Genomic DNA, 26670 nt, shown 5'->3' on the forward strand with positions numbered 1-26670 from the left:
CAGGGCCCTTCTAATACTAGTATGTACTACTAGTAAGAAGGCAAAGGGAGAGGAGAAACCGGAGGAAGAACTTATGGGGAAACGTAAGTCTTCTCCGCGGTTGGCAACAACATCGAAAATGATGTTGTTATATTTATTTATGTCCAATCTAAAATGAAGATATACATAATGAAATTAAAATTTATGTTAGGCTTTTTATTTTTCTTTTTTTTATTTTATGATAGGATAAAAAAGGTAAAGTGGAACTGATGTACATAGAGGGTTGTTGCTTGCAAATAGTGAAATGGATATGAAAGAAATAGCGAGCGATTATTTTAACTGAGGTTTTCAATTAGTTAAATAACAGATTAATGAAAAAATGTATGAAATAGTATGAATCGGTAGCGGTTACCGAATTGAAATGAATTTGCTGTAATCGCTCGATAGATTGAAATAAAGGTAGTGACAACAGATGAGAGTAGTTTCAGGAAAATGTAAAGGGCACCCACTTAAAGCGGTACCTGGTAATACAACACGTCCAACGACAGATAAAGTGAAAGAATCTATTTTTAATATGATAGGTCCTTATTATGATGGTGGTATCGCTCTTGACTTATTTGGTGGTAGTGGTGGTCTTGGAATTGAGGCCATAAGTAGAGGGATTGATAAAGCGATTTTTGTTGACCGAGATAGTAAAGCGATAAAAGTCATTCATCAAAATTTAGAAAGCTGTAGAATACAAGAACAAGCTGAAGTGTATCGAAATGATGCGGAACGTGCGGTAAAGGCGCTTATAAAGCGTGAAATATCATTCGATCTTATACTAATAGACCCTCCATATAAAGGTCAAAAAATTGTGTCTTTAATTAGTGTGATCGATCAACATGGATTGTTAAATAAAGATGGCATCATTATGGCAGAGCATGGGGATGACGTGGTTTTACCTGATTCAATAGGAGAACTTGTAAAAGTACGGGCAGAAAACTACGGGATTACAGCAATTTCGATTTATAAGTATGAAGGTGAGGGGACAGAATGACAAGTATAGCTATTTCTTCAGGGAGTTTTGATCCAATTACCCTTGGACATTTGGATATTATTAAAAGGGGAGCAAAAGTATTTGATGAAGTATATGTAGTTGTTTTAAACAATTCATCAAAAAAACCATTCTTTTCGGTAGAAGAACGCCTAGAGTTAATTCGAGAGGCGACAAAGGATATTCCGAATGTAAAAGTTGATTCACATAGTGGATTATTGGTGGAATATGCAAAAATGCGTAATGCAAATGCAATATTACGTGGTTTGCGAGCAGTTTCTGATTTTGAATATGAGATGCAAATTACTTCAATGAATCGAAAATTAGACGAAAGTATCGAAACCTTCTTCATTATGACAAATAATCAATATTCATTTTTAAGTTCAAGTATTGTGAAAGAAGTTGCGAGATATGGGGGAAGTGTAGTAGACCTTGTTCCTCCGATTGTAGAGCGTGCTTTAAAAGAAAAGTTTCAAACCCCGTTAAAGTGAACGGGGTTTTTCTTTATGAATGCGTAAAAACAATAAGATAACATATAAATATAAACAAAATAAGGTGAAGATTGGTCCGTAGTGTATAAATGATGTCCAAATATCAGTTAGTGTGTAAGAATGATTCAATAAAAATACGGGAAGATCTTCTTGCGTAGGCGAGAAAGAATGAACTTTTTCATAAAATGGCCCCCAAAATATAAAAGTGAGAATAGGAGCGAGAATACTTTGGATAATTCGAGCTAAAAAATAAGGTTTAAAGCGGATATCTGTCTCCGCTAATATGCTTGCTACTTGTGCCTGAATAGAAAGGCCGCTAAATGCTAGAATGAAGCTTGTTACCATCGCTTGTTGAAGAAGTGTTGATTCATTAATTTGACTAATCATTTGGCTTCCAAGCGTCATTTCAAAAATACCGGATAATATCGGAATATTAAATTGGGATGTAAGTTGGAAGAATGATAAAATATGTTGCATAATAAAAGAAAGCGCTTCTGTAATTTCGAAAACAGTAATCATTTTATTTAAAACAGAGAATAAAATAATAAACCCACCAATCATGAGCAATGTTTGAATAGAAGAAACGATAGCGTCACCGAGTAGTTTTCCAATCGGTCTTTTTTCTTGCATACGTGTTTGGTGGAGGATGGAAAAAGGGTTTTGAAAGGCACGCTTTTGATTCGTATGTTTGTCTTTTATGTAAGTATCGTTATTACCATAAAAGCGCATAAGTAATCCGACGATAAAGTTACTTATATAATGTGCTGCTGCTAATACGAGCCCTAATTTCGGATTATTGAAAAAACCAATAGAAACCGCTCCGAAAATAAAAAGTGGATTAGAAGAATTTGTGAAAGATACGAGTCGTTCCGCTTCGATTTGTGTTAGTTGATTGCTCTTGCGTAGTCTAGCGCTTAATTTGGCGCCAGCGGGGAATCCTGAAGCCATTCCCATTGCCCAAACAAATCCGCCTATCCCTGGAACACGAAACAGTGGACGCATTAGTGGTTCTAATATAACACCGATAAATTTTACAATACCAATACTGATTAGAAGTTCCGCAATGATGAAAAACGGTAGTAGTGAAGGGAATACAACTTCCCACCATATATTTAACCCGCGAATTGAAGCTTGCAAAGCATCTTGGGGGTGAAGTACAAGAGAAAAGGTTAAAAATAACATTGATATGGTAAGAAAAGCAGTTTTCCATTTTTCGTACATGTAAGAAAATCCCCCTTTGTCCCAAAAACGTTCATTTCAGTATACGTGGATATGTGGTGAATTTAGACCATAAGTATGAAAAAGGAATGAAAAAAATTAAAGGGTGAGAAAAATGAAGGAACCAAAAATCGGTTTAGCGCTTGGATCCGGAGGTGCAAAAGGTTTTGCTCACATAGGGGTAATAAAAGTGTTAAGGGAAGCTGGCATCCCTATTCACATGATAGCAGGTAGTAGTATAGGAGCATTAATTGGTACATTTTATGCAGCGAGTTGTGACGTTGAAAGACTGTATAGATTGGCCGCTGTTTTTAAAAGGAAATATTATTTGGATTTTACAGTTCCTAAAATGGGATTTATTGCTGGAAAACGTATCAAAGATATGATTAAAATGTTTACATATAATAAAAATTTAGAAGAGTTAGATATCCCGACGGCTGTTGTGGCTACTGACATTTTGAAGGGGGAAAAAGTTGTTTTTACAAGCGGTCCGATTGCGGAGGCGGTTCGAGCTAGTATATCTGTGCCGGGGGTGTTTGTTCCAGAGAAAATAGATGGGCGCTTATTAGTGGATGGAGGGGTAATTGACCGTATTCCCGTATCGGTTGTAAAAGATTTAGGGGCTGATATTGTTATTGCTGTTGATGTATCTCCAATTAAGGTGAATGGAGAGGTTACATCGATTTATGATGTGATTATGCAAAGTATTGAAATTATGCAACATGAACTCGTGATGAATCGGCAAATAGCATCAGATTTAATGATGCGGCCAGCAGTAGAACAATTTAGTTCGCGTGCTTTTACACATATTGAAGATATCATTCGGGTCGGAGAAGTGGAAGCAGAAAAACACATTTCAAACATTTATTTACTAATTGAGCAGTGGAAGGAGAAACATAATGTTTAAGCGTTTTCGGTTTATATATGCAATTTTAATAGGGGTTATATTGGCGATGCTACTTGTTTATGTGCGTTTGCCGTATTATGTGACAAAACCAGGTATGGCGGCGAAATTAGCGCCATACGTTCAAGTAGATGGTGGAACGAAAGAGTCTGGTGATTTCATGCTTGTCACTGTCTCAATGGGACCTGCCAATGTGGTGAACTTAATAGCCGCGCAATTTAATAAATATACACACGTTTCAAAGGCGGAAGAAATATTGCAAAAAGGCGAGAGTGATGAAGAATATCAATTTCGCCAAAATTATGCAATGAAAGATTCGCAAAATGCAGCGATCTATAATGCTTATAAACGTGCAAATCGCTCTGTTTCTTTTGAAAATAAAGGTGTACTAGTTGCTGGTGTAGCAAAGGGTATGCCGTCAGAAGGAAAACTTAAGCTTGGAGATGTTATTATTGCTGTCGATGGAAAAACATTCGACAAGACGGAACAATTTATTGAGTATATGACAGGGAAAAAAGAAGGGGACATAGTAAATATTGAATACAAGCGGGGCGGAAAACAGTTTAAAGAAAATTTAAATGTAAAGACGATCCCTAATGGGAATGGACGCGTCGGTATAGGGGTCTCTATCGTTACGGAAAGAGAGTTAGTGGTAGATCCGAAAGTGAAAATTGATTCCCATGAAATAGGAGGCCCGTCAGCAGGGTTAATGTTTACACTAGAAATTTATAATCAGCTCGTTGAAGAAGATTTAACAAACGGACATGAAATAGCTGGAACAGGTACAATCAATGATAAAGGAGAAATTGGTCCAATTGGTGGTATTCAGCAAAAAGTAGTAGCTGCTAGTGATGCGGGAGCTGAAGTGTTTTTTGCGCCAAATGAAAAAGGTGTAGAGAAATCGAATTATAAAGATGCTCTTGAAGCTGCGAAAGATATTAAAACAAAGATGAAAATTGTACCGGTGGACACACTGGATGATGCATTAACGTATTTAGAAAAAATGGGTAAAACAAAGTAAACCTCTCTGAAGAAGAGAGGTTTTTCTTATAGGAATTTTTTCATTATTTCATCATAACGAATTGGGTGATGCGTTGCGTCTTGTTTTAGCAGTTGTGTCCGCAAAGGTTCTTGCATTATGGAGAAATATACAGCATTTGATTTTCGTTCTATGTCTAAAGTTGGATGTTCGAATGTTTTTGTATGAGTAAGGATTGGGAGTTCTATTTTTTTCTTATTTCTAGAAAGATAAGTTTGTCCTTTTTGTGACATTCCGAGAAGACGGATATACGGCGCATGTTGCTCTATATTTGCTTTGTGTATTTCTTCCTTCGTTGTATTTGTTAAAATATGTGTACAAGCTCTTTGCAATCTAGTCCATGTATAACGTTTTGTTTTTAATGCTTCCATGAATGAATAGAAAGATGAACTGTTTTGTATTTTTGATAAAATACGATGCTCTAAACCTTCTTCCATTTCATATATATGCTGTAAGTCCTCTGAAGACATCGTCATAAGTTTGTATTTAAAAAATGAAAAGTATTTTTCCCAGTTATGTAACGTCCCGTAGTTTTGCTTGTAGTTTTCTAAAAGAGAAGCAGTCATTTTCGGGATAAAAGGCTCAATAGTTGTAGAGGAACTGTTTTCATTAAATAGCTGTTTGCGAATACTTGTTGCACTTGCAATATGTTGATCGTGAAATGTTTCATCATGATAATGAGAGGCGAATCTTTTTATAGTTTGTGCTTGCATCGAACTGTTTTGTAAGAGAATTGCTTTAATGTACTGTAAGCCTAAAATGTTATTTGGTTGTGACATATCTACGCTTTTTTCGGATGGTAAGATGTGTAGAAAGGCTTCAGATGTAGCTTTTGCATAACTATTACCTGCATTCATAAATTGCTTCACAAGACGATTAAAAGTCTCTTCTTCATTTTTTTGTATAGCGATGGTATTGTAGAAGTTTTCAGCTTGTCCATCTTCACTACCGAAACAAATTTCAGAAACACCAAGGGCGTTTAAAATCGAAATTGCGCCATTTGCGAAAGTTTCGGCCTTTTGTGTTGCGAATGCATATGGAAGCTCTACAACAAGGTCTACGCCGTTTGTTAAGGCCATTTTAGTACGATACCATTTGGAGATGAGTGCGGGCTCACCACGCTGCAAAAAAGGACCACTCATAACGGCGATAATAATATCAGACTGTGTTAACTTTTTTGTTTGTTGCACATGATAAGCATGACCGTTATGAAAAGGGTTATATTCAACAACAATACCACTGGATTTTATGGTAATCTCTCCTTTCGATGTAGCATCTTTTTGGAAAACGTGATAGTCTATATATTATTTCCTATGATGACTTCATTATAGTGTAAAGAAAAAACATTGACAAATATAAAATGGCTAGCTATAATTTTGTTTGTTGCCTTGAGGTGATATGATATGAAATGGTCCATCCATCAATTGAATAAATTGAGAAATAAAGGATTGACATTAAATGAAATGGTAGATGTAAGTGAGCTAAAAGAGGTCGAGAAAGATATTCGTGAAATTAATCCTGCTCATGTAACAGGAAGAGTTGATTTTGGCTCCGGTAAGTTTACGTTTCATCTACATATAACTGGAAGCATGGTTTTACCATGTTCTCGCTCTTTAGTAGATGTGACATTACCATTTGACATTAAAACAACTGAGGTGTTCCAAACTTCGGAAGAAGAATTTGAAACAGAAGCTGAAATTCATTGTTTAGAAGGAGAAGTACTTGACTTACTGCCCGTAATCAAGGAAAATATACTTTTGGAGATTCCAATGCAAATTTTCAGTGATGATGTTTCTGGTGGAGCACCGATGCAAGGTCAAGACTGGCAAGTGATTTCGGAAGAAAACAAAGAAAAGACTGTTGATCCACGATTAGCAGGACTTGCAAAGTTTTTTGACAAATAATCGGAAGACTGGTTTAGGCCTTCATATGAAAATAACTATTTCTTTTAAGGAGGTGGGAAGAATGGCTGTACCTTTTAGAAGAACTTCTAAAACAGTAAAAAGAAAGCGTCGTACGCATTTCAAATTATCAGTACCTGGTATGGTAGAGTGCCCAAGCTGTGGTGAAGCGAAATTAGCTCACCGTGTATGTAAAGCATGCGGTACTTACAAAGGTAAAGAAGTAATCAGCAAGTAATTGCGGGAAAATAAACGTAGAAGATATCTTCTACGTTTATTTTTTTTTTGTCTTATTCTTTATTTGTTGTATTCTATCTTTTCTAGTAACTGCATATGCTTAATAAAAAATGCATAGGGAGGACTAGAGAGATGGCGACAACAAGACAAGATGCTTGGACTGATGATGAAGATTTGCTTCTGGCAGAAGTAGTACTCCGGCATATTCAAGAAGGTGGAACACAACTTTCTGCCTTTAAAGAAGTGGGGAGACATTTGTCTCGCACACCAGCAGCATGTGGATTTAGGTGGAATTCTTATGTTAGAAAGCAATACAAAGAACGTATTGAAGAAGCAAAGCAACTTCGTAAAGTAGAAAATTATGAAGTGAAAGAGACAAAGGTATTAGAGCCTACATCAATTACATTGAATGATGTTATTGAATTCTTGCGAAATTATAAAGATGAAAGCTCTTTAATGGTGTTGCAACAACAAATTGAATCGTTACAAACAGAGAAAGAACGTCTTCTGGAGCGATTATCAGTATATGAGGAAGAATATAGAACATTACTTGATTATATCGATCAAAAAAGAAGTGTAATGGTAGCGGAAAGAAATGGCGCTCGCTCGAATGGAGAATTAGAAAAATTAAAGAAATAAAAACAGCTGCGTAACAGCTGTTTTTTTTGTTTCTTATGCAGATTCTTCGTTTGTAATCGCATTCGAATTTTTTTCTGGATGCCAAATATAAAAATCACCATCAGTTACTGATACTGGCTGGAAACTTAATTTATCCCAAAAACCAGATGACTGGATACGTGCTATCGTTTTAATTGGGAATTGTAGTTGTTTCGCATAATTAACAAGCATTTGTCCGAATCCTTGTTTTTGAAAAGTCGGCAATACTTCAAGTTTATAAAGTTCTAGGTAAGTACCTGTAATTTCAAATGGTTCCCCGCCGTTCCTTTTCATATATAGACTCATACGTGCGATTAGTGATCCTCCATAATAAATACCGTAAAATGGAGACTCACTATCATTTTCAATAATGTTTGCTTGTAATTCTTCCAACATGGATAGTTCTTGAGCTCCGCACCCTTTAAATTTTTTAAATTCATCTAATGTTTTATAATTGATGAGCAAGCGTTCAACTTTTGGGAATCCCATTACATCACGTCCTTTTCTTATCTTGTTGAATGCAGAAAAGTTAAAATATTTATAATAATATTATAACTCATTTTTAAATTTTTATGAAGAAGATAGAATATTTCTTTCATTATTTTTTTGAGGATTTGCTAAACTAAGAATAGAACTATGTATATAGGTAGTATATACGTAGTGAAAGAAGAGGTTGCATTTGTTAAAAGATAATTGAATCCTCAACTATGTAATTGTAATTTAATAAGATATAAAGGGGGAAAGGCAAGGGAACTTATATCACTTGTTAATATGAGTTCTTTGTGTGAAGATGAAAATTGGAATTGTTGGACCGGGAGCTATTGGTCTCCTATATACATTTTATTTACAAAAAAGTAATCAAGATGTTACGTTGTTTACAAGAAACGATAAGCAAGCAGAAGAATTAAACTTAACGGGTGTAACTTGTATTAGGAATGGAGAACGTGAAACGGTATTTCCATCTATTTTACCGATAGAAAGTATGCTGGATAAACAGTTAGATTATATATTTATTGCTGTAAAGCAATATCATGTAACTGATATATTACCTTTTGTGCAGGGAGAATCGTCATTAATCTTTTTGCAAAATGGAATGTCACATCTTCACGTTATGCGAAAAATAGGAAATGAACGTATAGCAGTCGGGATTGTGGAGCATGGTGCAAAAAAAGAGGATGGACATACAGTTCGTCATACTGGAATAGGTGTTACAAAGTTTGGTGTAGTGCGTGGTCAATCTAGTTGTTTTAAAAAGGTATTTAATTGTTTTCCTTTTGATTATTTTCCGATTCAGATAGAAGATGATTGGAAGGGGATTATGCGTAATAAATTAGTAGTCAATGTATGTATTAATCCGTTGACGGCATTATTACGGGTTGAGAACGGGGAGTTAATTTCAAACCCGCTTTTTTATCAAATGATGGAGCAAGTATTTCAGGAAGTTGCATTTCTTGTTAAAGAAGAAGATAAGGAAATGCTATGGAAAATGGTATGCCAAGTATGTGAAAAAACATCCCATAATACTTCATCTATGTTAGCGGACGTAAGGGCGAATAGACAAACGGAAGTTAATGCAATTGTTGGATATGTATTAGAAGAAGCTGAGGAACAACAACAATCTGTTCCGACACTTCGATTTTTGTTCAATGCAATAAAAGGAATGGAATTATAAGTGTTTTTCTTTGCTTTTACGTGAAACATTGAATACAATGTGGGTTGGTGAGAGAACAGGATACGAAAGGAAGAATTATATGGAGATAAAAGAAATCTCTGTTCCACTACAAGGTGTTGTAGCGGACTATATGAACGGTAAAAAAGAGATACAGTCATGTTTTGATTATCTGTTAACAGAGGATGCTTTTAAACAGCGTTTACATGATTTACGTGAGAGAGAGTTTTTCCGTCAAGATTTAGTAACGCATTTATTAGAATATAATACACAATTGCAAGCGGGAGAATTTACAATTCAAAATATAAAAGCGCTTGAAGATGAAAATACATATGTAGTTATAGCTGGACAACAAGCAGGGTTATTAACTGGTCCGCTTTATACAGTTCATAAGATCATTTCAATTTTACAGCTTGCAAAAGAAAAAGAAGAGAGCTTAGGGGTTCGGGTTGTTCCTGTCTTTTGGATTGCTGGTGAAGACCATGATATGGATGAAATTAATCATACATTTGTAACGAAAAATAAAAAAATAAAAAAGACCATTTTTCATGATCGTTATCCGAAAAAGGCGAGTGCTTCTGAGTCTGAGTTTTCTATTGAAGACTGTAGAAAATGGGTCGAAGAGATTTTTAAAACATATCCGGAAACGAATTTTACAAAGGATGTATTACAATTTGTTGATGATGCTTTAGGTAAATCGCATACATATGTAGATTTCTTTGCGCACCTTATTACGAAAATGTTCGCAAATTCTGGTTTAATTCTTGTAGATTCACATCATCCTGCATTAAGAAAATTAGAAGTGCCGTTTTTACAACAAATTATAAGTAAATATAAAGAAATTCAAGTAGGGCTTCGTAATCAACAGGAAGTACTTAAGGAATTAGGATTTAAACCGATTATTGAAACGAAGACAAATGCAGTACATATATTTATGGAAATTGATAATGAGCGAGTATTGCTTGAAGAGAATCAAGGGAAGTTTATTGGAAAAGATGGAGTGCATTCATTTTCGTATGAAGAATTGATGGAAGAGATGGAAAGAAGTCCAGAACGTTTTAGTAATAATGTTGTAACGCGCCCTCTTATGCAAGAATATGTGTTTCCTACGTTAGCGTTTATTGGCGGTCCAGGGGAGTTAGCTTATTGGAGTGAATTGCAACAAGTGTTTCATACGGCAGGTTTCCAAATGCCACCTGTTGTTCCGCGCCTTACAATTACTTATATGGAGCGAGATATAGCGACAGATTTATATGATTTAGATTTGCAAGAAATTGATCCATTTCTAAATAATATAGATAATCTGCGTGACAATTGGCTTTCTAATCAAATAGAGGAACCGATAGACGAGCGATTTATAGAAGCGAAAAAAGAAATAATGGATATTCATACATCATTACAACAATTCGTGAAAAAAATAGATCCAGGGTTAAATGAGTTTGCTGGGAAAAATGAACTGAAAATTAATGAGCAAATTGAACTGTTAGAAAAAATGTTGAAAAGAAATGTTGAGAAGAAACATGAGGTTCAACTGAATAAATTCCGCCGTTTACAATTTGCGCTTCGTCCATTAGGAGCACCGCAAGAACGTGTGTGGAATGTTTGTTATTATTTAAATCAGTTCGGCCTTGATTTTGTTGACCGGGTAATGGAACAATCTTTTTCGTGGGATGGAAAACATCATGTAATAAAACTATAGAATCTTGCTCTTTTGAGCAGGATTTTATTTTTATTCTGTTGAATTAACTGTGAAGTGAAATATTTCTGAATTATCCATCTTATGTTAATGTAATGAATCGCTATGTATCAGGTATATATATATGACAAAATAGCACAAAATGTAAACGGATTATTATCTTTTTCGACAGGTTTTTGTTTAAATTCCCGCAAAAAATGATAAAATTTAGTATATAATAAAATAAAATAGCGATTTGTATAGCGTACTACCTTGTTGGAAGTTAAATGAGTCGTTCTTTAGTAGCATTTCATCCTCTAGTAGTAAATTGTGTTTGTAGAGTGAGAAATGTATTTAACATAATTAATTGGAAAAAGAGTAGGTGCAGCAATGTTCAAACACGTAACAGTACTTTTGAAAGAAACAGTAGATGGCTTAGATATAAAACCGAGTGGTACATATGTAGATTGTACACTGGGTGGAGGAGGACATAGTTCTTATTTACTATCTCAGCTAACAGATGGTGGAAAGTTAATAGCATTTGATCAAGATGAAATAGCGATTCAAAATGCGAAGGAAAAATTTTCTTCTTATGGTGAACAATTTGTAACAGTGAAGAGCAACTTCCGTTATTTATCTGAAAAACTACATGAATTAGGTATTACAGAAGTAGACGGGATTTTATTCGATTTAGGTGTTTCATCCCCACAATTAGATACACCAGAGCGTGGCTTTAGTTATCATCATGATGCACCGTTAGATATGCGGATGGATCAAGATGCCCCATTAACAGCATATGATGTTGTGAACAGCTGGTCATATGAACAACTCGTAAGAATTTTCTTCCAATACGGAGAAGAAAAATTTTCAAAGCAAATAACAAGGAAAATTGAAGCTTATCGCGAGAATAAGGCTATTGAAACGACAGGAGAATTAGTGGAATTAATTAAAGAAGGTATTCCAGCTCCGGCACGTAGAACAGGTGGACATCCTGCGAAGCGAGTATTTCAAGCGATTCGTATTGCTGTAAATGATGAATTAAAAGTATTTGAAGAAGCGTTGGAATCTGCAATTGATATGGTCAAGCCTGGTGGAAGAGTTAGTGTTATAACATTCCATTCTTTAGAAGATCGTATTTGTAAAACGACGTTTAAGCGAAATAGCACAACGCCGCAATTACCACAGGGACTACCGATTATTCCGGATGAATTTAAGCCGAAATTAAAGCTTATTACAAGGAAACCGATTTTACCTTCTGACATTGAATTAGAAGAAAATAATCGAGCGCGTTCTGCGAAGTTGAGAATCGCTGAAAAACGATAAAAAGGAGAGAGAGGTATGACTAATTTAGCTGTAAAGTATAAACAACAGGCGCAAGAAGAGGTACAAATTCAAGCGCCGCCACAGCAGATGGTTAAGCCAAAAGTTAAAACGAAAATTACAAGAATTGAAAAGCTATTGTACGTAACGTTTATTGGATTTTTATTATATGCCTGTGTAGCTTTTATTGGGAATAAAGCGGGCCTATATCAAGTTAATGTAGAAGCAGCGACGATAGAAGAACAAATTGTAAAAAAACAAAAGGAAAATCAAGAATTGCAGGCTGAAGTAGAGAAGTTAAGTCGTTATGAACGTATCGCTGAAGTTGCAAAAAAACACGGGCTAGAAATTAATGCGAATAACGTGAAAGGCCTAAAGTAAGGCGAATAGGTGTGAAGAAAAGATGAAGAGAAATATGACCAAATTTCATACCAATAAGGGAGCAGGTTATTTTATGATATTTTTCCTCCTGCTCTTTTTGCTGTTATTAGCCCGATTTTTTTACATACAAGTAACAGGAACAGTGGACAATCATGATTTGAAAAAACTTGCTGAGCAGAAACATAGTAAAAAAGGAGTTCTCGAAGCGAATCGAGGAACGATTTATGATCAAAATGGTCATGTACTAGCGCAAGACGCAAATTCTTATAAACTTGTAGCCGAGTTAAAAGGAGCTAACGCCGTTAAGGATAAAGAGGATACTGCAAAGAAAATCGCAGGAGTACTCGGAAAAGATGAAGATAAAATTTTAGCTACTTTAAATAAAGAAGGAAAAAGTCAAGTGGAATTTGGAACATTGGGTAAAGACTTGACGAAAGAAAAGAAAGACCAAATAGAAGCATTGAAATTGCCGGGAATATCTTTTATTACCGAAAATGCGAGAGTTTATCCAAACGGTGATTTTGCATCTTACGTCATAGGTCATGCGAAACCTGATGAAAATGGAATCTCAGTCGGTCAATTTGGCTTAGAAAAGAGTTTGGATAAATATTTAGGTGCTTCTAATGGTGAGGTAGCTTATACAGGTGACCGTAAAGGAGTATCTCTTGACGGTGGGAAAGTGAATGTAAAGGCACCTAAAAATGGAGATAATGTGTATTTAACGCTTGACCAACGTATTCAAAGTTATTTAGAAGACGCAATGAAAGAAGCGAGTAAACATTATGAACCAGAAAATTTAATAGGGATTGTTGCGGATCCGAAGACAGGGAAAATATTAGCGATGTCTAGTAAACCTAGTTATGACCCTAATGATCGTCAAATTAAATATTTCTTCAACGACGCCATTGCAAATGCGTTTGAACCGGGATCAACAATGAAGATTTTCACATTAGCGGCGGCCATTAATGAAGGTGTATACAATGGGCAAGACTTTTATCAGTCTGGTACATATCAAGTTGGTAATCGCAAAATAAAAGATCATAACGGCGGCGCCGGATGGGGTTCTATTACTTTTGATGAAGGGGTAGAGCGATCTTCAAACGTAGCGTTCGCAATTTTAGGGGATCAAAAACTTGGTCCAGAGCGTTTTCGAAAATATATTCACGGTTTTGGATTAGATGAAAAAACAAACATTGATTTATCTGGTGAAGGGTCAAATACAATTTTATTTGATCAACAAATACAACAAGTAACAACGGCATTTGGACAAGGTTCTACAGTTACACCAATTCAACTTGTACAAGCTGCAACAGCAATTGCAAATGATGGTAAAATGATGAAACCTTATACAATTGATAAAATTGTGGATCCAATAACAGGTAAAGTACAGCTAGAGCATAAACCAGAAGAAGTAGGAAAACCTGTTACCAAAGAGACAGCCGCACAAGTAAGGCAATTACTAGAACGTGTTGTTACATCACCGAAAGGAACAGGAACTGCATATAAAGTTGATGGGTATTCAGTCGGGGGGAAAACAGGTACAGCACAAATTCCTGACGGGAAAGGTGGCTATATGACGGGAAGAGAGAATTATATATTCTCATTCTTAGGTATGGCACCGATGGACGATCCGCAACTTGTTGTGTATGTGGCCGTTAAACAACCAAAATTAAAAGATGATGAAAACGGGGCTAAACCTTTAGCTGATATCTTTAAATATGTAACGAAAAATAGCTTAGAGTACTTAAAGATTAAGCCGAATGAAGTAAAAGACCCGAAAAAATATGTGAAAGAACAACAAACTGTCGTTCCAGATGTAACCGGAAAAACGATGGAAGAAGCGAAAAAAACAATTGATAAAGCAAAACTTCGTCCAATCGTATTAGGTGAAGGTAAAGTGCAGCAGCAAGTGCCAAAAGCAACTGAACAAACATTAAAGGGTGATCGAGTCTTCTTAGTAGGAGATAAGCCTACAATGCCAAATATACAGGGATGGGCACTGCGTGATGTTATGAATTTAGCAAAAACATTAAAGCTTAACTTAAAACCTTCTGGTACAGGATATGTAACGGAACAAAGTGTGGCGGAAGGGACATTGTTGCAACCTGGTACAGAATTAGGTGTAACACTCGTACCACCACTTGAACCGCAACAAGAAGCAGAAAAGCCATAATGGTAATAGGGAAGAAGTTCTAATTAAATAAGTACAAGCATATATTGGAACAAGCTAGGCGTAAGGGAGGCTTGTTCCAATATGCGTGTATCAAATGTAACAGTTAGAAAACGACTTATTTTTATACTTATATCGGGTATACTCATTTTCACCATTATCGATATTCGTCTTGGATATGTGCAATTTTTTCTTGGAAATATGTTAACGGATCGTGCGAAGGATTCATGGAGTCGTAATATTACTTTTGAACCAGAGCGAGGGAAAATTTTAGATCGAAATGGTGTGGAGCTTGCTACGAATAAAAGTGCACCGACCGTCTTTGTTGTGCCGAGGCAAATTGAAAAACCAGCAGAGACTGCAGAGAAGTTAGCTGCAGTATTAGGTGTGGAAAAAGATGATGTTTATAAGCGGATTACAAAAAAAGAATCGATTGTAAGGCTTGATAAAGGCGGAAGGAAAATATCGCATGACAAAGCGAAAGAAGTACGCGGATTAAGTTTAAAGGGTGTGTACATCGCAGAGGATTCTATCCGGTACTATCCATTCGGTAATTTTTTATCACACGTATTAGGATTTGCGGGCAGTGATAATCAAGGGCTTATGGGACTAGAGAAATATTATGATAAAGAGCTAAATGGTGATAAAGGTCATGTGCGATTTTTTGCAGACGCGAAAGGACAGAGAATGCCTAACGTTGGAGATGATTTCAAAAAACCAGAAGCCGGTTTGAATTTAGGATTAACAATTGATTCACGCATTACGAGGATTATGGAAAGAGAAATGAATATTGCGGAATCAACGTATAATCCTGACGGTATGATAGCAATTGCAATGAATCCGAAAAATGGTGAAATTTTAGGTATGTCAAGTCGACCAAGTTTTGATCCAGCAGATTTCCAAAGTGTTTCTCCGGAAGTATATAACAGAAACTTACCTGTATGGAGTACGTATGAGCCGGGGTCAACATTTAAGATTATTACATTAGCTGCAGCCTTGAATGAAAATTTAGTAGACTTAGAGAAAGATACATTTTATGATGATGGGGCAGCTGAAGTTGGTGGAGCTAGATTGCGGTGTTGGAAAGCTGGAGGCCATGGTAGCCAAACGTTTTTAGAAGTAGTTCAAAACTCTTGTAACCCAGGATTTATTGAACTCGGTGATCGTCTTGGTAAAGATCGATTGTTTAAATATATTCGCAATTTCGGGTTTGGACAGAAGACCGGAATTGATTTACAAGGTGAAGGTAGCGGGATTTTATTTAATTTAGATAAAGTTGGTCCAGTCGAGCAAGCGACGACTTCATTTGGGCAAGGTGTTTCTGTTACACCGATTCAACAAGTAGCAGCTGTAGCGGCCGCTGTAAATGGTGGAACTTTGTATCAGCCATATATAGCGAAGGAATTTATTGATCCGAAGAATAATCAAGTTGTCAGCAAAAAGACACCTGTTGCGAAAAGGGAAGTTATTTCCAAGGAAACTTCTGAGAAAGTTCGTTACGCATTAGAGAATGTTGTAGCGAAAGGTTCGGGTAAAGGGGCTTATATTGATGGATATCGTGTAGGTGGAAAAACTGGAACTGCTCAAAAGGTGAAAGATGGAAAATATTTAGATAATAACTATATTGTATCATTTATCGGTTTTGCTCCAGCTGACGATCCGCAAATTGTTGTTTATGTAGCAGTGGATAATCCAAAAGGAGTCACTCAATTTGGTGGAGTTGTAGCAGCACCTATTGTTGGGAATATTCTTCGTGACGCACTTCCTGTAATGGGAGTGGAACCGAGAAAAGAGCAAGTTGAGAAAGAATATAAATGGGGCGATACACCAACTGTGGAAGTTCCGAATTTAATTGGTATGAAAAAGAAAGATTTACAAACGCAACTTGTAGACTTGAAGCTTGATATAAGTGGTGATGGTGGGAAAGTAATTAAACAATCACCAGAAGCAGGAGCTAAAGTAAAAGAGGGTTCAAAAGTTAGAATTTACTTCGGGAATTAAAGGTAACTGATTGTGTTTTATGGTACAATTGGTGGAAGTGAGTTCTTTATAGAAAAATTGCTTTATTTGAGACGATAAGTGTCTCATTAATAAATAAATCTATTGATTAGACTATAGTAGCACTTACCTCCTATTTTTATATAACTAGGAGGTAACGTGTTACTTGCTAAAATAAGAGATAAATAAACAATGTAGAGAGGGTTTAGTGAAATGAAGTTGCATACACTTGTATCATGTTTGCATGATTTTCCAGTTGTTCCAACAGAAAATCCAGAAATAACATCTATTGAAGCGGATTCACGTAAAGTGAAAGAGGGAAGCTTATTTATATGTATGAAAGGATATACGGTTGATAGCCATGACTTTGCTAAGCAAGCAGCCGCACAAGGAGCGGCTGCTATTGTTGCGGAAAGACCAATTGATGTTGACGTTCCAGTTGTACTTGTGAAAAATACTTTTCGTTCGCTAGCGGTTTTAGCTGATTATTTTTATGGCCAACCAACACACAAGTTACATTTAATCGGTATTACAGGTACAAATGGAAAGACAACAACATCGCATATTATGGATGAAATTATGCGCGCACATGGTCATAAAACAGGGCTAATTGGAACGATTAATATGAAAATCGGTGATGAAACATTTGAGGTGAAAAATACAACACCAGATGCACTAACACTTCAACAGACATTTTCAAAAATGGTTGAACAAGGTGTGGATAGCACAGTAATGGAAGTTTCGTCTCATGCTTTAGATCTTGGCCGTGTACACGGGTGCGATTATGATGTTGCAGTATTTACGAATTTAACACAAGATCATTTAGACTATCATAAAACGATGGAAGAATATAAACATGCGAAAGGGTTGCTTTTCGCACAGCTTGGCAATAGTTATCATCATAATCGTGAAAAATACGCTATATTAAACAGTGATGATCCAGTAGCAGAAGAGTATATGAGAAGTACAGCAGCTACTGTTGTAACATACGGTATAGATGTTGCAAGCGACATTATGGCACGAGATATCGTAATGACGAGTGGCGGTACAACATTTACACTTGTAACACCGTATGAAACTGTAAATGTTACGATGAAATTAATTGGTAAGTTTAATGTATACAACGTGTTAGCTGCTACAGCAGCAGGTCTTGTTTCAGGAGTGAGCTTACAAACAATTATTGATGTAATTAAAGAGCTTGCTGGCGTTCCTGGACGTTTTGAAGTTGTTGATGGTGGACAAAATTACACAGTTATTGTTGACTATGCGCATACACCTGATAGCTTAGAGAACGTACTAAAAACAGCAAAACAATTTGCAAAAGGCGATGTATATTGTATCGTTGGTTGCGGTGGTGATAGAGATAGAACGAAAAGACCAATAATGGCAAGTGTCGCAACCGAATATGCAACTCACGCAATTTATACATCAGATAATCCAAGAAGTGAAGATCCGAAGGCTATTTTAGATGATATGGTAAATGATGTAAATAGGGATAATTATGAAGTAATTGTCGATCGAAAAGAAGCGATACGTTCCGCTATCTCGAAAGTAAAAGCAGAAGATATTATTATTATTGCTGGTAAAGGGCATGAAACGTATCAAATTATTGGTAAAGAAGTTCATCATTTTGACGATCGTGAAGTTGCTAAAGAAGCAATCACGGAGCGTTTAAACAACGAAGTGTAACAGCATGAGAGGAGGACTACATGTGCTTGAACAAGGTTTATTAGTAACGGCTGGGGTAGCATTCTTAATTTCTGTTGCCCTTTCGCCATTATTTATTCCATTTTTAAGAAAATTAAAGTTCGGACAGAGTATTCGTGACGAAGGACCGAAGTCACACCAAAAGAAATCAGGGACACCAACGATGGGTGGTATTGTCATATATGTATCTATGATGGTGACTACGCTTATTATGGCGATTAAATTTAACAATTTAGGTGCAGAAGTATCATTGTTATTATTAGTTACATTTGGGTACGGATTAATCGGATTTTTAGATGACTACATAAAAGTAGTAAAGAAAAGAAATCTTGGTTTAACATCAAAACAAAAATTGATTGGTCAGCTTGTAATTGCTATTGCGTTCTTTTTAATTGGAAAAGGGCAAGCATTTCACACTTATATCATGATTCCGGGAACTGATGTTAAATTTGAATTAGGCTGGGCGTATTTTGTTCTCGTATTATTTATGCTTATTGGTGGATCAAATGCGGTTAATTTAACAGATGGTTTAGATGGTTTATTATCAGGAACAGCTGCTATTGCATTCGGAGCATTTAGTATTATTGCTGTAGCTCAAGAACAATTTGGGGTAGCGATTTTCTGTATGGCAGTTGTAGGAGCTGTACTTGGATTTTTAGTATTCAATGCGAATCCAGCGAAAGTATTTATGGGGGATACAGGTTCTCTAGCTTTAGGTGGTGCTATCGCAGCTGTAGCGATTTTGTTAAAACAAGAATTGTTACTCGTTATTATTGGCGGTGTATTCGTAGCGGAAACTTTATCTGTTATTATCCAAGTTATTTCGTTCAAAACAACAGGAAAGCGTGTCTTTAAAATGAGTCCATTACATCATCATTATGAATTATGTGGTTGGTCAGAGTGGCGCGTTGTTGTAACGTTTTGGTCTGTAGGATTTTTATTAGCTGTGCTAGGAATTTATATCGGGGTGTGGATGTAATTGAAAACTGTAACTGAATATCAAAATAAAAATGTTCTTGTATTAGGTATTGCTAAAAGTGGTTATGCAGCAGCTACTTTATTAAAAAAATTAGGGGCAAACGTCATTGTAAATGACGGGAAACCATTAGCGGGTAATGTGCTTGCAGCTGAGTTACAAACGGAAGGAATGGATGTTGTATGTGGTGGGCATCCATTAGAATTGCTGGAGAGAAACATTTCACTTGTCGTAAAAAATCCAGGAATTCCATATTCTAATCCACTCTTAGTGGCGGCGAAAGAAAAACAAATTCCAATTGTAACTGAGGTTGAATTAGCATATTCCATTTCAGCAGCACCGTTTGTTGGGATTACGGGATCTAACGGTAAAACAACAACGACAATGTTAACGTTTGAAATGTTAAAAGAAGGACAAAAGTACCCAGTTATTGCGGGGAATATAGGTACTGTAGCTTGTGAAGTTGCACAATTGGCGAAGGAAAATGAAGTTGTCGTTACGGAACTTTCATCGTTTCAATTGATGGGAGTGGAATCGTTCCAACCAAAAATTGCAGCCTTTTTAAATTTATTTGAAGCGCATTTAGATTATCACGGGACGAAGAAAGAGTATGGTTTGGCGAAAGCGAATATTTTCAAAAACCAAACTGAAACAGATTATAGTATAATTAACGCAGATGATGCAGATGTCATGGCGTTATCGGCATATAGTAAAGGAAAGAAAGTATTATTTTCGGCGACGAAAATAATTGAAGATGGTGCGTATATAAAAGATAACGCTCTTTATTTTAAAGGCGAAAAAGTAGTTAAAGTAAGTGATATTGTTTTACCTGGTAAGCACAATTTAGAAAATATTTTAGCAGCAATGAGTATTGCTAAATTATTAGGTGTTTCTAATGAAGCAATTACTGCTGTGTTAAAAAGTTTTACAGGTGTAAAACATCGCTTAGAATATGTAACAACGATTAATAATCGTAAATTTTATAATGATTCAAAAGCGACGAATATGCTAGCGACAGAAAAAGCATTATCTGCATTTACACAACCGATTGTATTATTGGCTGGTGGACTTGATCGTGGTAATGAATTTGATGATTTAATTCCATACTTTAAACATGTCAAAGCGATTGTGACATTTGGACAAACTGCACCAAAATTAGTAAGAGCGGCAGAAAAAGCAGGATTAGATGTAATTGAAAGTGTCGATACTTTAGATGATGCAGTAGTGAAGGCGTATGCTCATTCTACCGATGGTGATGTTATTCTTCTTTCACCAGCATGTGCAAGCTGGGATCAATTTAAAACATTTGAAGAAAGAGGAGACATTTTTATACAAGCTGTGCATAAACTTATATAAAGTAAATCAAAACATCAGTAGGCTAACACCTACTGATGTTTTGTTACATAGGGCAAAGGTTCTGCCCAAAGAGGTGGTGTTCATGGGTAATGAAGAAAACGCCTGATTTTATTCTCATCATCGTTACACTTGCATTGTTAACAATTGGAATGATTATGGTTTATAGTGCGAGTGCGGTTTGGGCCTCTTATAAAATGGGGGATTCATTCTTTTTTGCAAAAAGGCAATTGTTATTTGCAAGTCTTGGGGTAGTAGCTATGTTTTCTCTCATGAAAATTGATTATTGGGTGTGGCGTACGTATTCAAAAGTAATTTTACTAGTTTGTTTCGTTCTTCTTATTCTCGTTCTTATTCCTGGAGTAGGTCTCGTTCGTGGAGGGGCGCGAAGTTGGATTGGAATCGGGGCATTTTCTATCCAACCGTCAGAGTTTATGAAATTCGCGATGATTATTTTCTTAGCAAAATTTTTAGCGGAACGACAAAAATTAATTACATCTTTTAAACGAGGTTTACTACCGGCTCTTAGTTTTGTATTTCTTGCTTTTGGGATAATTATGTTACAGCCAGATCTTGGTACGGGAACGGTAATGGTTGGGACATGTATTATTATGATATTCATTTCGGGAGCAAGGGTCTTTCACTTTGCAATGTTTGGTTTGCTTGGTGCAGCGGGATTTGTAGGGTTAATCGCATCAGCACCATATCGAATGAAACGCATTACATCATATTTAGATCCGTGGTCGGATCCGCTCGGAAGTGGATTTCAAATTATCCAATCGTTACTCGCAATTGGACCTGGTGGTTTATTTGGGCTTGGGCTTGGACAAAGTAGACAAAAATTTCTTTATTTACCTGAACCACAAACAGACTTTATATTTGCGATCTTATCCGAGGAATTAGGTTTTATTGGTGGTTCATTTGTGTTATTATTATTTAGTCTATTATTATGGCGCGGGATTCGTATAGCATTAGGAGCGCCAGATTTATATGGTACGTTTTTAGCAGTAGGTATTGTGGCGATGATTGCGATTCAAGTAATGATTAATGTTGGTGTTGTAACAGGACTGATGCCTGTTACGGGTATTACTTTGCCATTTTTAAGTTATGGTGGATCAAGTTTGACCTTAATGTTAATGGCAGTAGGTGTATTATTGAATATAAGTCGCCATTCTCGCTATTAAACCCTGTTTAAAAGACAGGGTTTTTCGTGTGTGTGTGAAAATGCAATATGTATATAGAAATAAATACGATTGAATAAGAACAGGGAAGTGGAGGAATCAGTAGTGCGAGTATTAGTAAGTGGTGGGGGTACTGGAGGACATATTTATCCAGCTCTTGCTTTAATTAGAGAAATAAAAAAACTAAATCCTGAAGCAAGATTTTTATACATTGGTACAGAGAATGGATTAGAGAGTACCATCGTACCGAAAGCGGGTATTCCGTTCCAATCTATTGTTATAAGTGGATTTAAACGAAAAATATCTCTTGATAATGTAAAAACAGTGATGCGTTTCCTAAAAGGTGTTCAAGATAGTAAACGATATATTCGTCGTTTTAACCCTGATATTGTGATTGGTACGGGTGGATACGTATGTGGGCCAGTTGTATATGCTGCGGCTAAATTAGGTATTCCGACTATTGTCCATGAACAAAATAGTGTACCTGGTGTAACGAATAAATTTTTAAGTCGTTATGTCGATAAAGTTGCAGTTTGTTTTGAAGCAGCTGCAGAACATTTTCCACAGTCAAAAGTGGTTATGACAGGTAATCCACGTGCATCAGAAGTAATGGACCAAAATGGAATGAAAGGAAAACGTTCGGTAGGACTATCCCTTTCTAAAAAATCCGTGCTTATTTTTGGTGGGAGCCGCGGGGCTAGACCGATTAACGATGCTTTTGTAGAAGCGATTGAACAATTTGGGAATAAAAGTTATGAAGTATTATATGTAACAGGCGAAGTACATTATGATAAAGTTATGGAAGCCGTGAAACAAAAAGGGAATCCGAATAATGTTATTATTAAACCTTTTATTCATAATATGCCAGAGGTACTGACGGGTGTAGATCTTGTTGTTTCAAGGGCAGGGGCTACAACGCTTGCAGAATTAACAGCGTTAGGAAAACCGAGTGTATTAATTCCAAGTCCGTACGTAACAAATAACCATCAAGAAAAAAATGCACGATCAGTTGTTGATAAAGGAGCAGCTAAAATGCTACTTGAAAAAGATTTAACATCTGAAACGCTTATTCGTGACATTGATGAGATTTTATTGGATACACAAACATTACAAAATATGAAACTGGCTACTAAGCAACTTGGTATTCCAGATGCAGCAAATAAGCTGTATGAAGTAATGAACAAGCTTATTAAAAAATAACATTAGGTGAACGCCCTGCATATTACTGTAATAAGGAGACTTGATATGGGGGAGATTGTCTATGGAACAATTAGTAAAAGAGCTTTTAGAAGCAAATGTTGGTCGCGTGTTAGTTAATGAACCGTTAGCGCGTTACACGACTATGAAAATAGGCGGACCAGCTGATATTTTAATTGTACCAAAGCATGTTGCTGGTATTGAGAAGACTCTAGAGTTAGTAAAGAAGTACAAGACAGGGTGGACTGCAATTGGTCGTGGTTCAAATCTTCTCGTATCTGATCAAGGTATAGAAGGTGTGGTTATTCGTTTAGGAGAAGGATTAGACCATTTAGAAGTCGAAAAACATAGAGTAAGAGTCGGTGCTGGATATCCCCTTATTAAATTGTCAACTTTACTTAGTCGACAGGGATTAGCGGGCCTGGAATTTGCAAGTGGTATTCCAGGAAGTGTTGGCGGTGCAGTGTATATGAATGCAGGCGCTCATAAGTCCGACATATCGAGTGTATTAACGAAAGCTCGTATTTTGTTTGACAATGGAACAATTAATTGGTTGACGAATACCGAAATGGGCTTTTCTTATCGCACATCTGTATTGCAAATGAAACGCCCTGGTATTGTTTTGGAAGCTGAATTCCAATTGGAGGTAGGCGAACGCGAGGGAATTGTAAGAAGCATGCAAAAGAATAAAGAGTATCGCCGTGAAACGCAGCCTTGGAATCACCCTTGTGCAGGAAGTATATTTCGAAATCCAGTCCCCTATTTTGCAGGAGATTTAATAGAAAAATCAGGGCTTCGTGGTTATACAATAGGTGGAGCTCAAATTTCTGAAATGCATGGGAATTTTATTGTTAATACTGGTGTGGCATCAGCGCAAGATGTATTAGACTTAATCGCATTGGTAAAGCGTACAATTAAAGATAAATTTGGTGTTGATATGCATACAGAAGTAGAAATAATTGGAAGATAACGGTTGTTCGTTCCGCTCATTATCATTTATGTTATAATAAGAAGATAAGAACGGCATGAGGAACATGCCGTTCTTTATGTTACATAGGGGGATCGTACATGAAAAATAGTAAAGTGATTAAACTACAAGATCGTGTACCAAAATTAAAGAATCAAAATAAAAAAAATAAGAAACCTGTTAATCATCGGTTAATTTTATACATATCGATTTTATTTTTATTAGTACTCTTTTTAATTTATTTTCGGTCTCCGCTTAGTAATATAAAAAAGATAAGTGTCTTTGGAAATCATTATATGACAGATGAACAAGTTATGAAGGAATCAGGTGTGACATATGATACGAGTTATTTCCGAGTAACAGCACATAAAGCAGAAGAAAACTTAACGAAACGAAAAGAAATTAAAGAGGTAAATGTAAAAAAACGTTTCCCAAACAAAATTGATGTTCATATCGAAGAATATTTAACAATTGGCTATATAAACAAAGATGGGAAATTACAACCGTTATTAGAAAATGGGAAAACACTCGATGTACTTCCGAACGGAAAGCTTCCAGTTGCAGCACCAATTTTTGAACCATTTAAAGAGGAAAAAATGAAGGAATTAATTGCAGAACTAGAAAAATTAACGCCAACTATTTTAAGGTCTATTTCTGAAATTCGTTATACACCAACGAATGCAAATGAAGATCATCTTACTTTATATATGAATGAAGGATATGAAGTGAGCACCACTATTCAAAATTTCGCAAAGCGAATGGAAGCTTATCCACTTATTTTAAAAACAATTGAACCTGGTAAGAAGGTTTTAATTGACTTAGAAGTGGGTGCATATACGAAGGAACTAGGTGCTGAAGAAAAGAAAGAATAGAATGATAGTTTTTACTGCGTTATTACGTATGAAATGAAACAAACGTTCTTTTATATGGATGCTAATTTGCAAGAATGCTTAATTTGATGAAAAAAATGTAAATTTTCTTAGATTCATACTAGGATTGGTACAAGTTTCACTTTTCTACAAGTACATCTTAGTGTAGACTTATACTTGGCGGTAATCTTTACACTTGAAATATAATTATTTCAAGATAGAGCAGTTATTTACAGGTTACTGCGATATTCTTAAATGAATGTTAAATAAAAATAAGAAAAATATAGGGTTAAAAAAGGGAAACGTATAAAGACGTTGAATATTTTTCTTATAAATAGTAAAGTTGCGATTGTTGTTCCATATATTGAGTTGTATGGTATAAATAAAGAAGGAGGTGCCAAAGAATGAACAGCAATGAAATATATGTTAGTCTTGACATCGGTACATCCAATGTTAAAGTCATCATTGGTGAAATGGTTAATGATAGCTTAAACATTATTGGTGTTGGAAACGTAAAATCAAATGGTTTGAAAAAGGGATCGATAGTTGATATAGATGAAACTGTTCGATCAATTAAAAAAGCAATTGAACAAGCTGAGCGCATGGTGGGTATCCACATTGAGCAAGTTGTAGTAGGTGTCAATGCAAACCAGGTACAGTTGCTCCCGTGTCACGGAGTAGTCGCTGTTTCAAATGAAGATCGTGAAATCGGGAATGAAGATGTCTTACGCGTTCTAGATGCAGCGCAAGTTGTGTCAATTGCTCCTGAACGTGAATTTATTGATGTGGTACCTCGACAGTTCATTGTAGACGGTCTTGACGAGATTAACGATCCACGCGGGATGATTGGTGTAAGATTAGAAATGGAAGGTACACTTATTACAGGCTCGAGAACTTTACTACATAACCTACTTCGTTGTGTAGAAAAAGCAGGTCTTGAAATTGTTGATATTTGTCTGCAACCTTTAGCGGCAGCGACAGTTGCGTTATCTTCGGATGAAAGAAATAGAGGGGTAGCACTTGTTGATATGGGTGGAGGATCTACAACCTTATCTATTTTTAAAGATGGAGAGTTGCAAGCAACGAGCGTATTGCCATTAGGTGGAGATCATATAACGAAGGATATAGCGATTGGGCTGAAAACTTCAACAGAAAATGCAGATCAAATTAAGCTGAAATATGGACATGCTTTTTATGATACAGCATCTGAAGAAGAGATGTTTACGGTTCCTATTATGGGAAGCGATCAAACAGAACAATATTCTCAGTTGGAATTATCGGATATAATAGAGGCTCGTGTAGAGGAAATTTTAATGTTTGTTCAAGATGAAGTGCATAAGTTAGGAGTAAAGCAAGCTGCTTCTGGATATGTACTAACTGGTGGGATAGCTTCTATGCCAGGTGTTCTTGATCTTGCATACGATATTTTACATGAAAATGTTCGTATAGCAACTCCTGATTATATTGGTGTTCGTGAGCCTCAATATACAAGTGGAGTTGGATTAATTAAACATTCTTATCAAAAAGCTAAATTACGTGGGAAAAATGTGCAGGAAAAGCAAGAACATTTTGAACCAGTACCAGCACCAATGCCGGTACAACAGCAACCTGCGAAACAAAAAACTCGTAATCAAAACAATACTAATCAAAATGATGACCGCATGATGTCAAAAGTAAAACGTGCATTCCGTTATTTATGGGATTAAAATTGGACACGAAAAATGAGGTTCTAGGGGGATTTCGAC

Annotated in this window: 24 protein-coding genes; 21 read left to right on the plus strand and 3 right to left on the minus strand. The window is 36.1% G+C overall.

The genetic code is table 11. The features are described 5' to 3' along the window. The first annotated feature begins 451 nt into the window (after positions 1-451). Positions 452-1018, plus strand: a complete 567-nt coding sequence (gene rsmD, locus MR155_RS03080) for a 16S rRNA (guanine(966)-N(2))-methyltransferase RsmD (protein ID WP_002066890.1) — start codon at positions 452-454, stop codon at positions 1016-1018. Further along, the gene (coaD, locus tag MR155_RS03085) at positions 1015-1506 is read left to right on the plus strand and encodes a pantetheine-phosphate adenylyltransferase (RefSeq protein WP_002088286.1); all 492 of its coding nucleotides are present in this window, start codon (positions 1015-1017) and stop codon (positions 1504-1506) included. The genes rsmD and coaD overlap by 4 nt, the downstream gene beginning before the upstream one ends. Here the strand turns inward: coaD and ylbJ are convergent. Beyond that, positions 1498-2727 carry a sporulation integral membrane protein YlbJ gene (ylbJ, locus tag MR155_RS03090; RefSeq protein WP_113937190.1) on the minus strand — a complete coding sequence of 410 codons (1230 nt, stop codon included), beginning with the start codon at positions 2725-2727 and terminating at the stop codon, positions 1498-1500. The two genes, coaD and ylbJ, sit on opposite strands and share 9 nt — an antisense overlap. A gap of 112 nt (positions 2728-2839) precedes the next feature. Here ylbJ and MR155_RS03095 point away from each other — a divergent pair, with 112 nt between their 5' ends. Both MR155_RS03095 and MR155_RS03100 read left to right on the plus strand, forming a co-directional pair. Further along, the gene (locus MR155_RS03095) at positions 2840-3631 is read left to right on the plus strand and encodes a patatin-like phospholipase family protein (RefSeq protein ID WP_033707141.1); all 792 of its coding nucleotides are present in this window, start codon (positions 2840-2842) and stop codon (positions 3629-3631) included. Continuing rightward, entirely contained in the window at positions 3624-4649 is a 1026-nt protein-coding gene (locus MR155_RS03100) for a SepM family pheromone-processing serine protease (protein ID WP_219303440.1), read from the plus strand. The genes MR155_RS03095 and MR155_RS03100 overlap by 8 nt, the downstream gene beginning before the upstream one ends. Before the next feature lie 26 nt (positions 4650-4675). Here the strand turns inward: MR155_RS03100 and MR155_RS03105 are convergent, their stop codons facing one another. Further along, complete coding sequence (locus MR155_RS03105) at positions 4676-5917, minus strand: nucleotidyltransferase (protein WP_313897551.1); 1242 nt, start codon at positions 5915-5917, stop codon at positions 4676-4678. 153 nt (positions 5918-6070) lie between these two features. On the opposite strand from MR155_RS03105, the gene MR155_RS03110 reads away from it, so the two are divergent. The 3 genes from MR155_RS03110 to MR155_RS03120 all read left to right on the plus strand — a co-directional run bounded on the left by MR155_RS03110 (position 6071) and on the right by MR155_RS03120 (position 7444). Beyond that, positions 6071-6571 (plus strand): YceD family protein, encoded by a 501-nt coding sequence (locus tag MR155_RS03110; protein ID WP_002014753.1) that lies wholly within the window; start codon positions 6071-6073, stop codon positions 6569-6571. A gap of 61 nt (positions 6572-6632) precedes the next feature. Then, positions 6633-6806: a 50S ribosomal protein L32 gene (gene rpmF / locus MR155_RS03115; RefSeq protein ID WP_001984764.1), complete on the plus strand. Its 174-nt coding sequence runs from the start codon at positions 6633-6635 to the stop codon at positions 6804-6806. Between the two features lie 131 nt (positions 6807-6937). After that, positions 6938-7444, plus strand: a complete 507-nt coding sequence (locus MR155_RS03120; RefSeq protein ID WP_002066865.1) for an RsfA family transcriptional regulator — start codon at positions 6938-6940, stop codon at positions 7442-7444. Positions 7445-7477: 33 nt separating this feature from the next. Here the strand turns inward: MR155_RS03120 and MR155_RS03125 are convergent, their stop codons facing one another. After that, the gene (locus MR155_RS03125) at positions 7478-7951 is read right to left on the minus strand and encodes an N-acetyltransferase (RefSeq protein ID WP_242307881.1); all 474 of its coding nucleotides are present in this window, start codon (positions 7949-7951) and stop codon (positions 7478-7480) included. A gap of 295 nt (positions 7952-8246) precedes the next feature. On the opposite strand from MR155_RS03125, the gene panE reads away from it, so the two are divergent. The 14 genes from panE (at position 8247) to ftsA (ending at position 26631) form a co-directional block, all read left to right on the plus strand. Continuing rightward, a complete protein-coding gene (gene panE, locus MR155_RS03130; protein WP_002066866.1) occupies positions 8247-9134 on the plus strand; it encodes a 2-dehydropantoate 2-reductase in 888 nt (295 codons plus the stop codon). A 79-nt stretch (positions 9135-9213) separates the two neighbouring features. Beyond that, positions 9214-10830: a bacillithiol biosynthesis cysteine-adding enzyme BshC gene (gene bshC / locus MR155_RS03135; RefSeq protein ID WP_002128861.1), complete on the plus strand. Its 1617-nt coding sequence runs from the start codon at positions 9214-9216 to the stop codon at positions 10828-10830. A gap of 366 nt (positions 10831-11196) precedes the next feature. Next, the gene (gene rsmH / locus MR155_RS03140; protein WP_002014746.1) at positions 11197-12129 is read left to right on the plus strand and encodes a 16S rRNA (cytosine(1402)-N(4))-methyltransferase RsmH; all 933 of its coding nucleotides are present in this window, start codon (positions 11197-11199) and stop codon (positions 12127-12129) included. Positions 12130-12144: 15 nt separating this feature from the next. Next, positions 12145-12507, plus strand: coding sequence for a cell division protein FtsL (gene ftsL, locus MR155_RS03145; protein WP_002014745.1), 363 nt, complete (start codon positions 12145-12147; stop codon positions 12505-12507). A gap of 22 nt (positions 12508-12529) precedes the next feature. Next, entirely contained in the window at positions 12530-14680 is a 2151-nt protein-coding gene (locus MR155_RS03150; RefSeq protein WP_444992219.1) for a penicillin-binding protein, read from the plus strand. Positions 14681-14761: 81 nt separating this feature from the next. Beyond that, positions 14762-16678: a stage V sporulation protein D gene (locus MR155_RS03155; protein ID WP_002014741.1), complete on the plus strand. Its 1917-nt coding sequence runs from the start codon at positions 14762-14764 to the stop codon at positions 16676-16678. Positions 16679-16888: 210 nt separating this feature from the next. Beyond that, complete coding sequence (locus tag MR155_RS03160; RefSeq protein WP_002066869.1) at positions 16889-18364, plus strand: UDP-N-acetylmuramoyl-L-alanyl-D-glutamate--2,6-diaminopimelate ligase; 1476 nt, start codon at positions 16889-16891, stop codon at positions 18362-18364. Positions 18365-18386: 22 nt separating this feature from the next. Then, positions 18387-19361 carry a phospho-N-acetylmuramoyl-pentapeptide-transferase gene (gene mraY, locus MR155_RS03165; protein WP_002014738.1) on the plus strand — a complete coding sequence of 325 codons (975 nt, stop codon included), beginning with the start codon at positions 18387-18389 and terminating at the stop codon, positions 19359-19361. After that, positions 19362-20714, plus strand: coding sequence for a UDP-N-acetylmuramoyl-L-alanine--D-glutamate ligase (gene murD, locus MR155_RS03170; RefSeq protein WP_242307884.1), 1353 nt, complete (start codon positions 19362-19364; stop codon positions 20712-20714). Between the two features lie 89 nt (positions 20715-20803). Continuing rightward, entirely contained in the window at positions 20804-21895 is a 1092-nt protein-coding gene (gene spoVE, locus MR155_RS03175; protein WP_002066872.1) for a stage V sporulation protein E, read from the plus strand. Positions 21896-21997: 102 nt separating this feature from the next. Continuing rightward, the gene (murG, locus tag MR155_RS03180) at positions 21998-23092 is read left to right on the plus strand and encodes an undecaprenyldiphospho-muramoylpentapeptide beta-N-acetylglucosaminyltransferase (RefSeq protein ID WP_002088269.1); all 1095 of its coding nucleotides are present in this window, start codon (positions 21998-22000) and stop codon (positions 23090-23092) included. Between the two features lie 61 nt (positions 23093-23153). Beyond that, entirely contained in the window at positions 23154-24059 is a 906-nt protein-coding gene (gene murB / locus MR155_RS03185; RefSeq protein WP_002014734.1) for a UDP-N-acetylmuramate dehydrogenase, read from the plus strand. A 98-nt stretch (positions 24060-24157) separates the two neighbouring features. Further along, complete coding sequence (gene divIB / locus MR155_RS03190) at positions 24158-24928, plus strand: cell division protein DivIB (protein WP_002014733.1); 771 nt, start codon at positions 24158-24160, stop codon at positions 24926-24928. A gap of 401 nt (positions 24929-25329) precedes the next feature. Continuing rightward, on the plus strand, positions 25330-26631 hold the full coding sequence (gene ftsA / locus MR155_RS03195; RefSeq protein ID WP_002014731.1) for a cell division protein FtsA: 1302 nt from the start codon (positions 25330-25332) through the stop codon (positions 26629-26631). Positions 26632-26670: the final 39 nt, after the last annotated feature.

It is taken from the genome of Bacillus cereus group sp. BfR-BA-01331, from assembly GCF_022663915.1.
Taxonomy (GTDB): domain Bacteria; phylum Bacillota; class Bacilli; order Bacillales; family Bacillaceae_G; genus Bacillus_A; species Bacillus_A mycoides.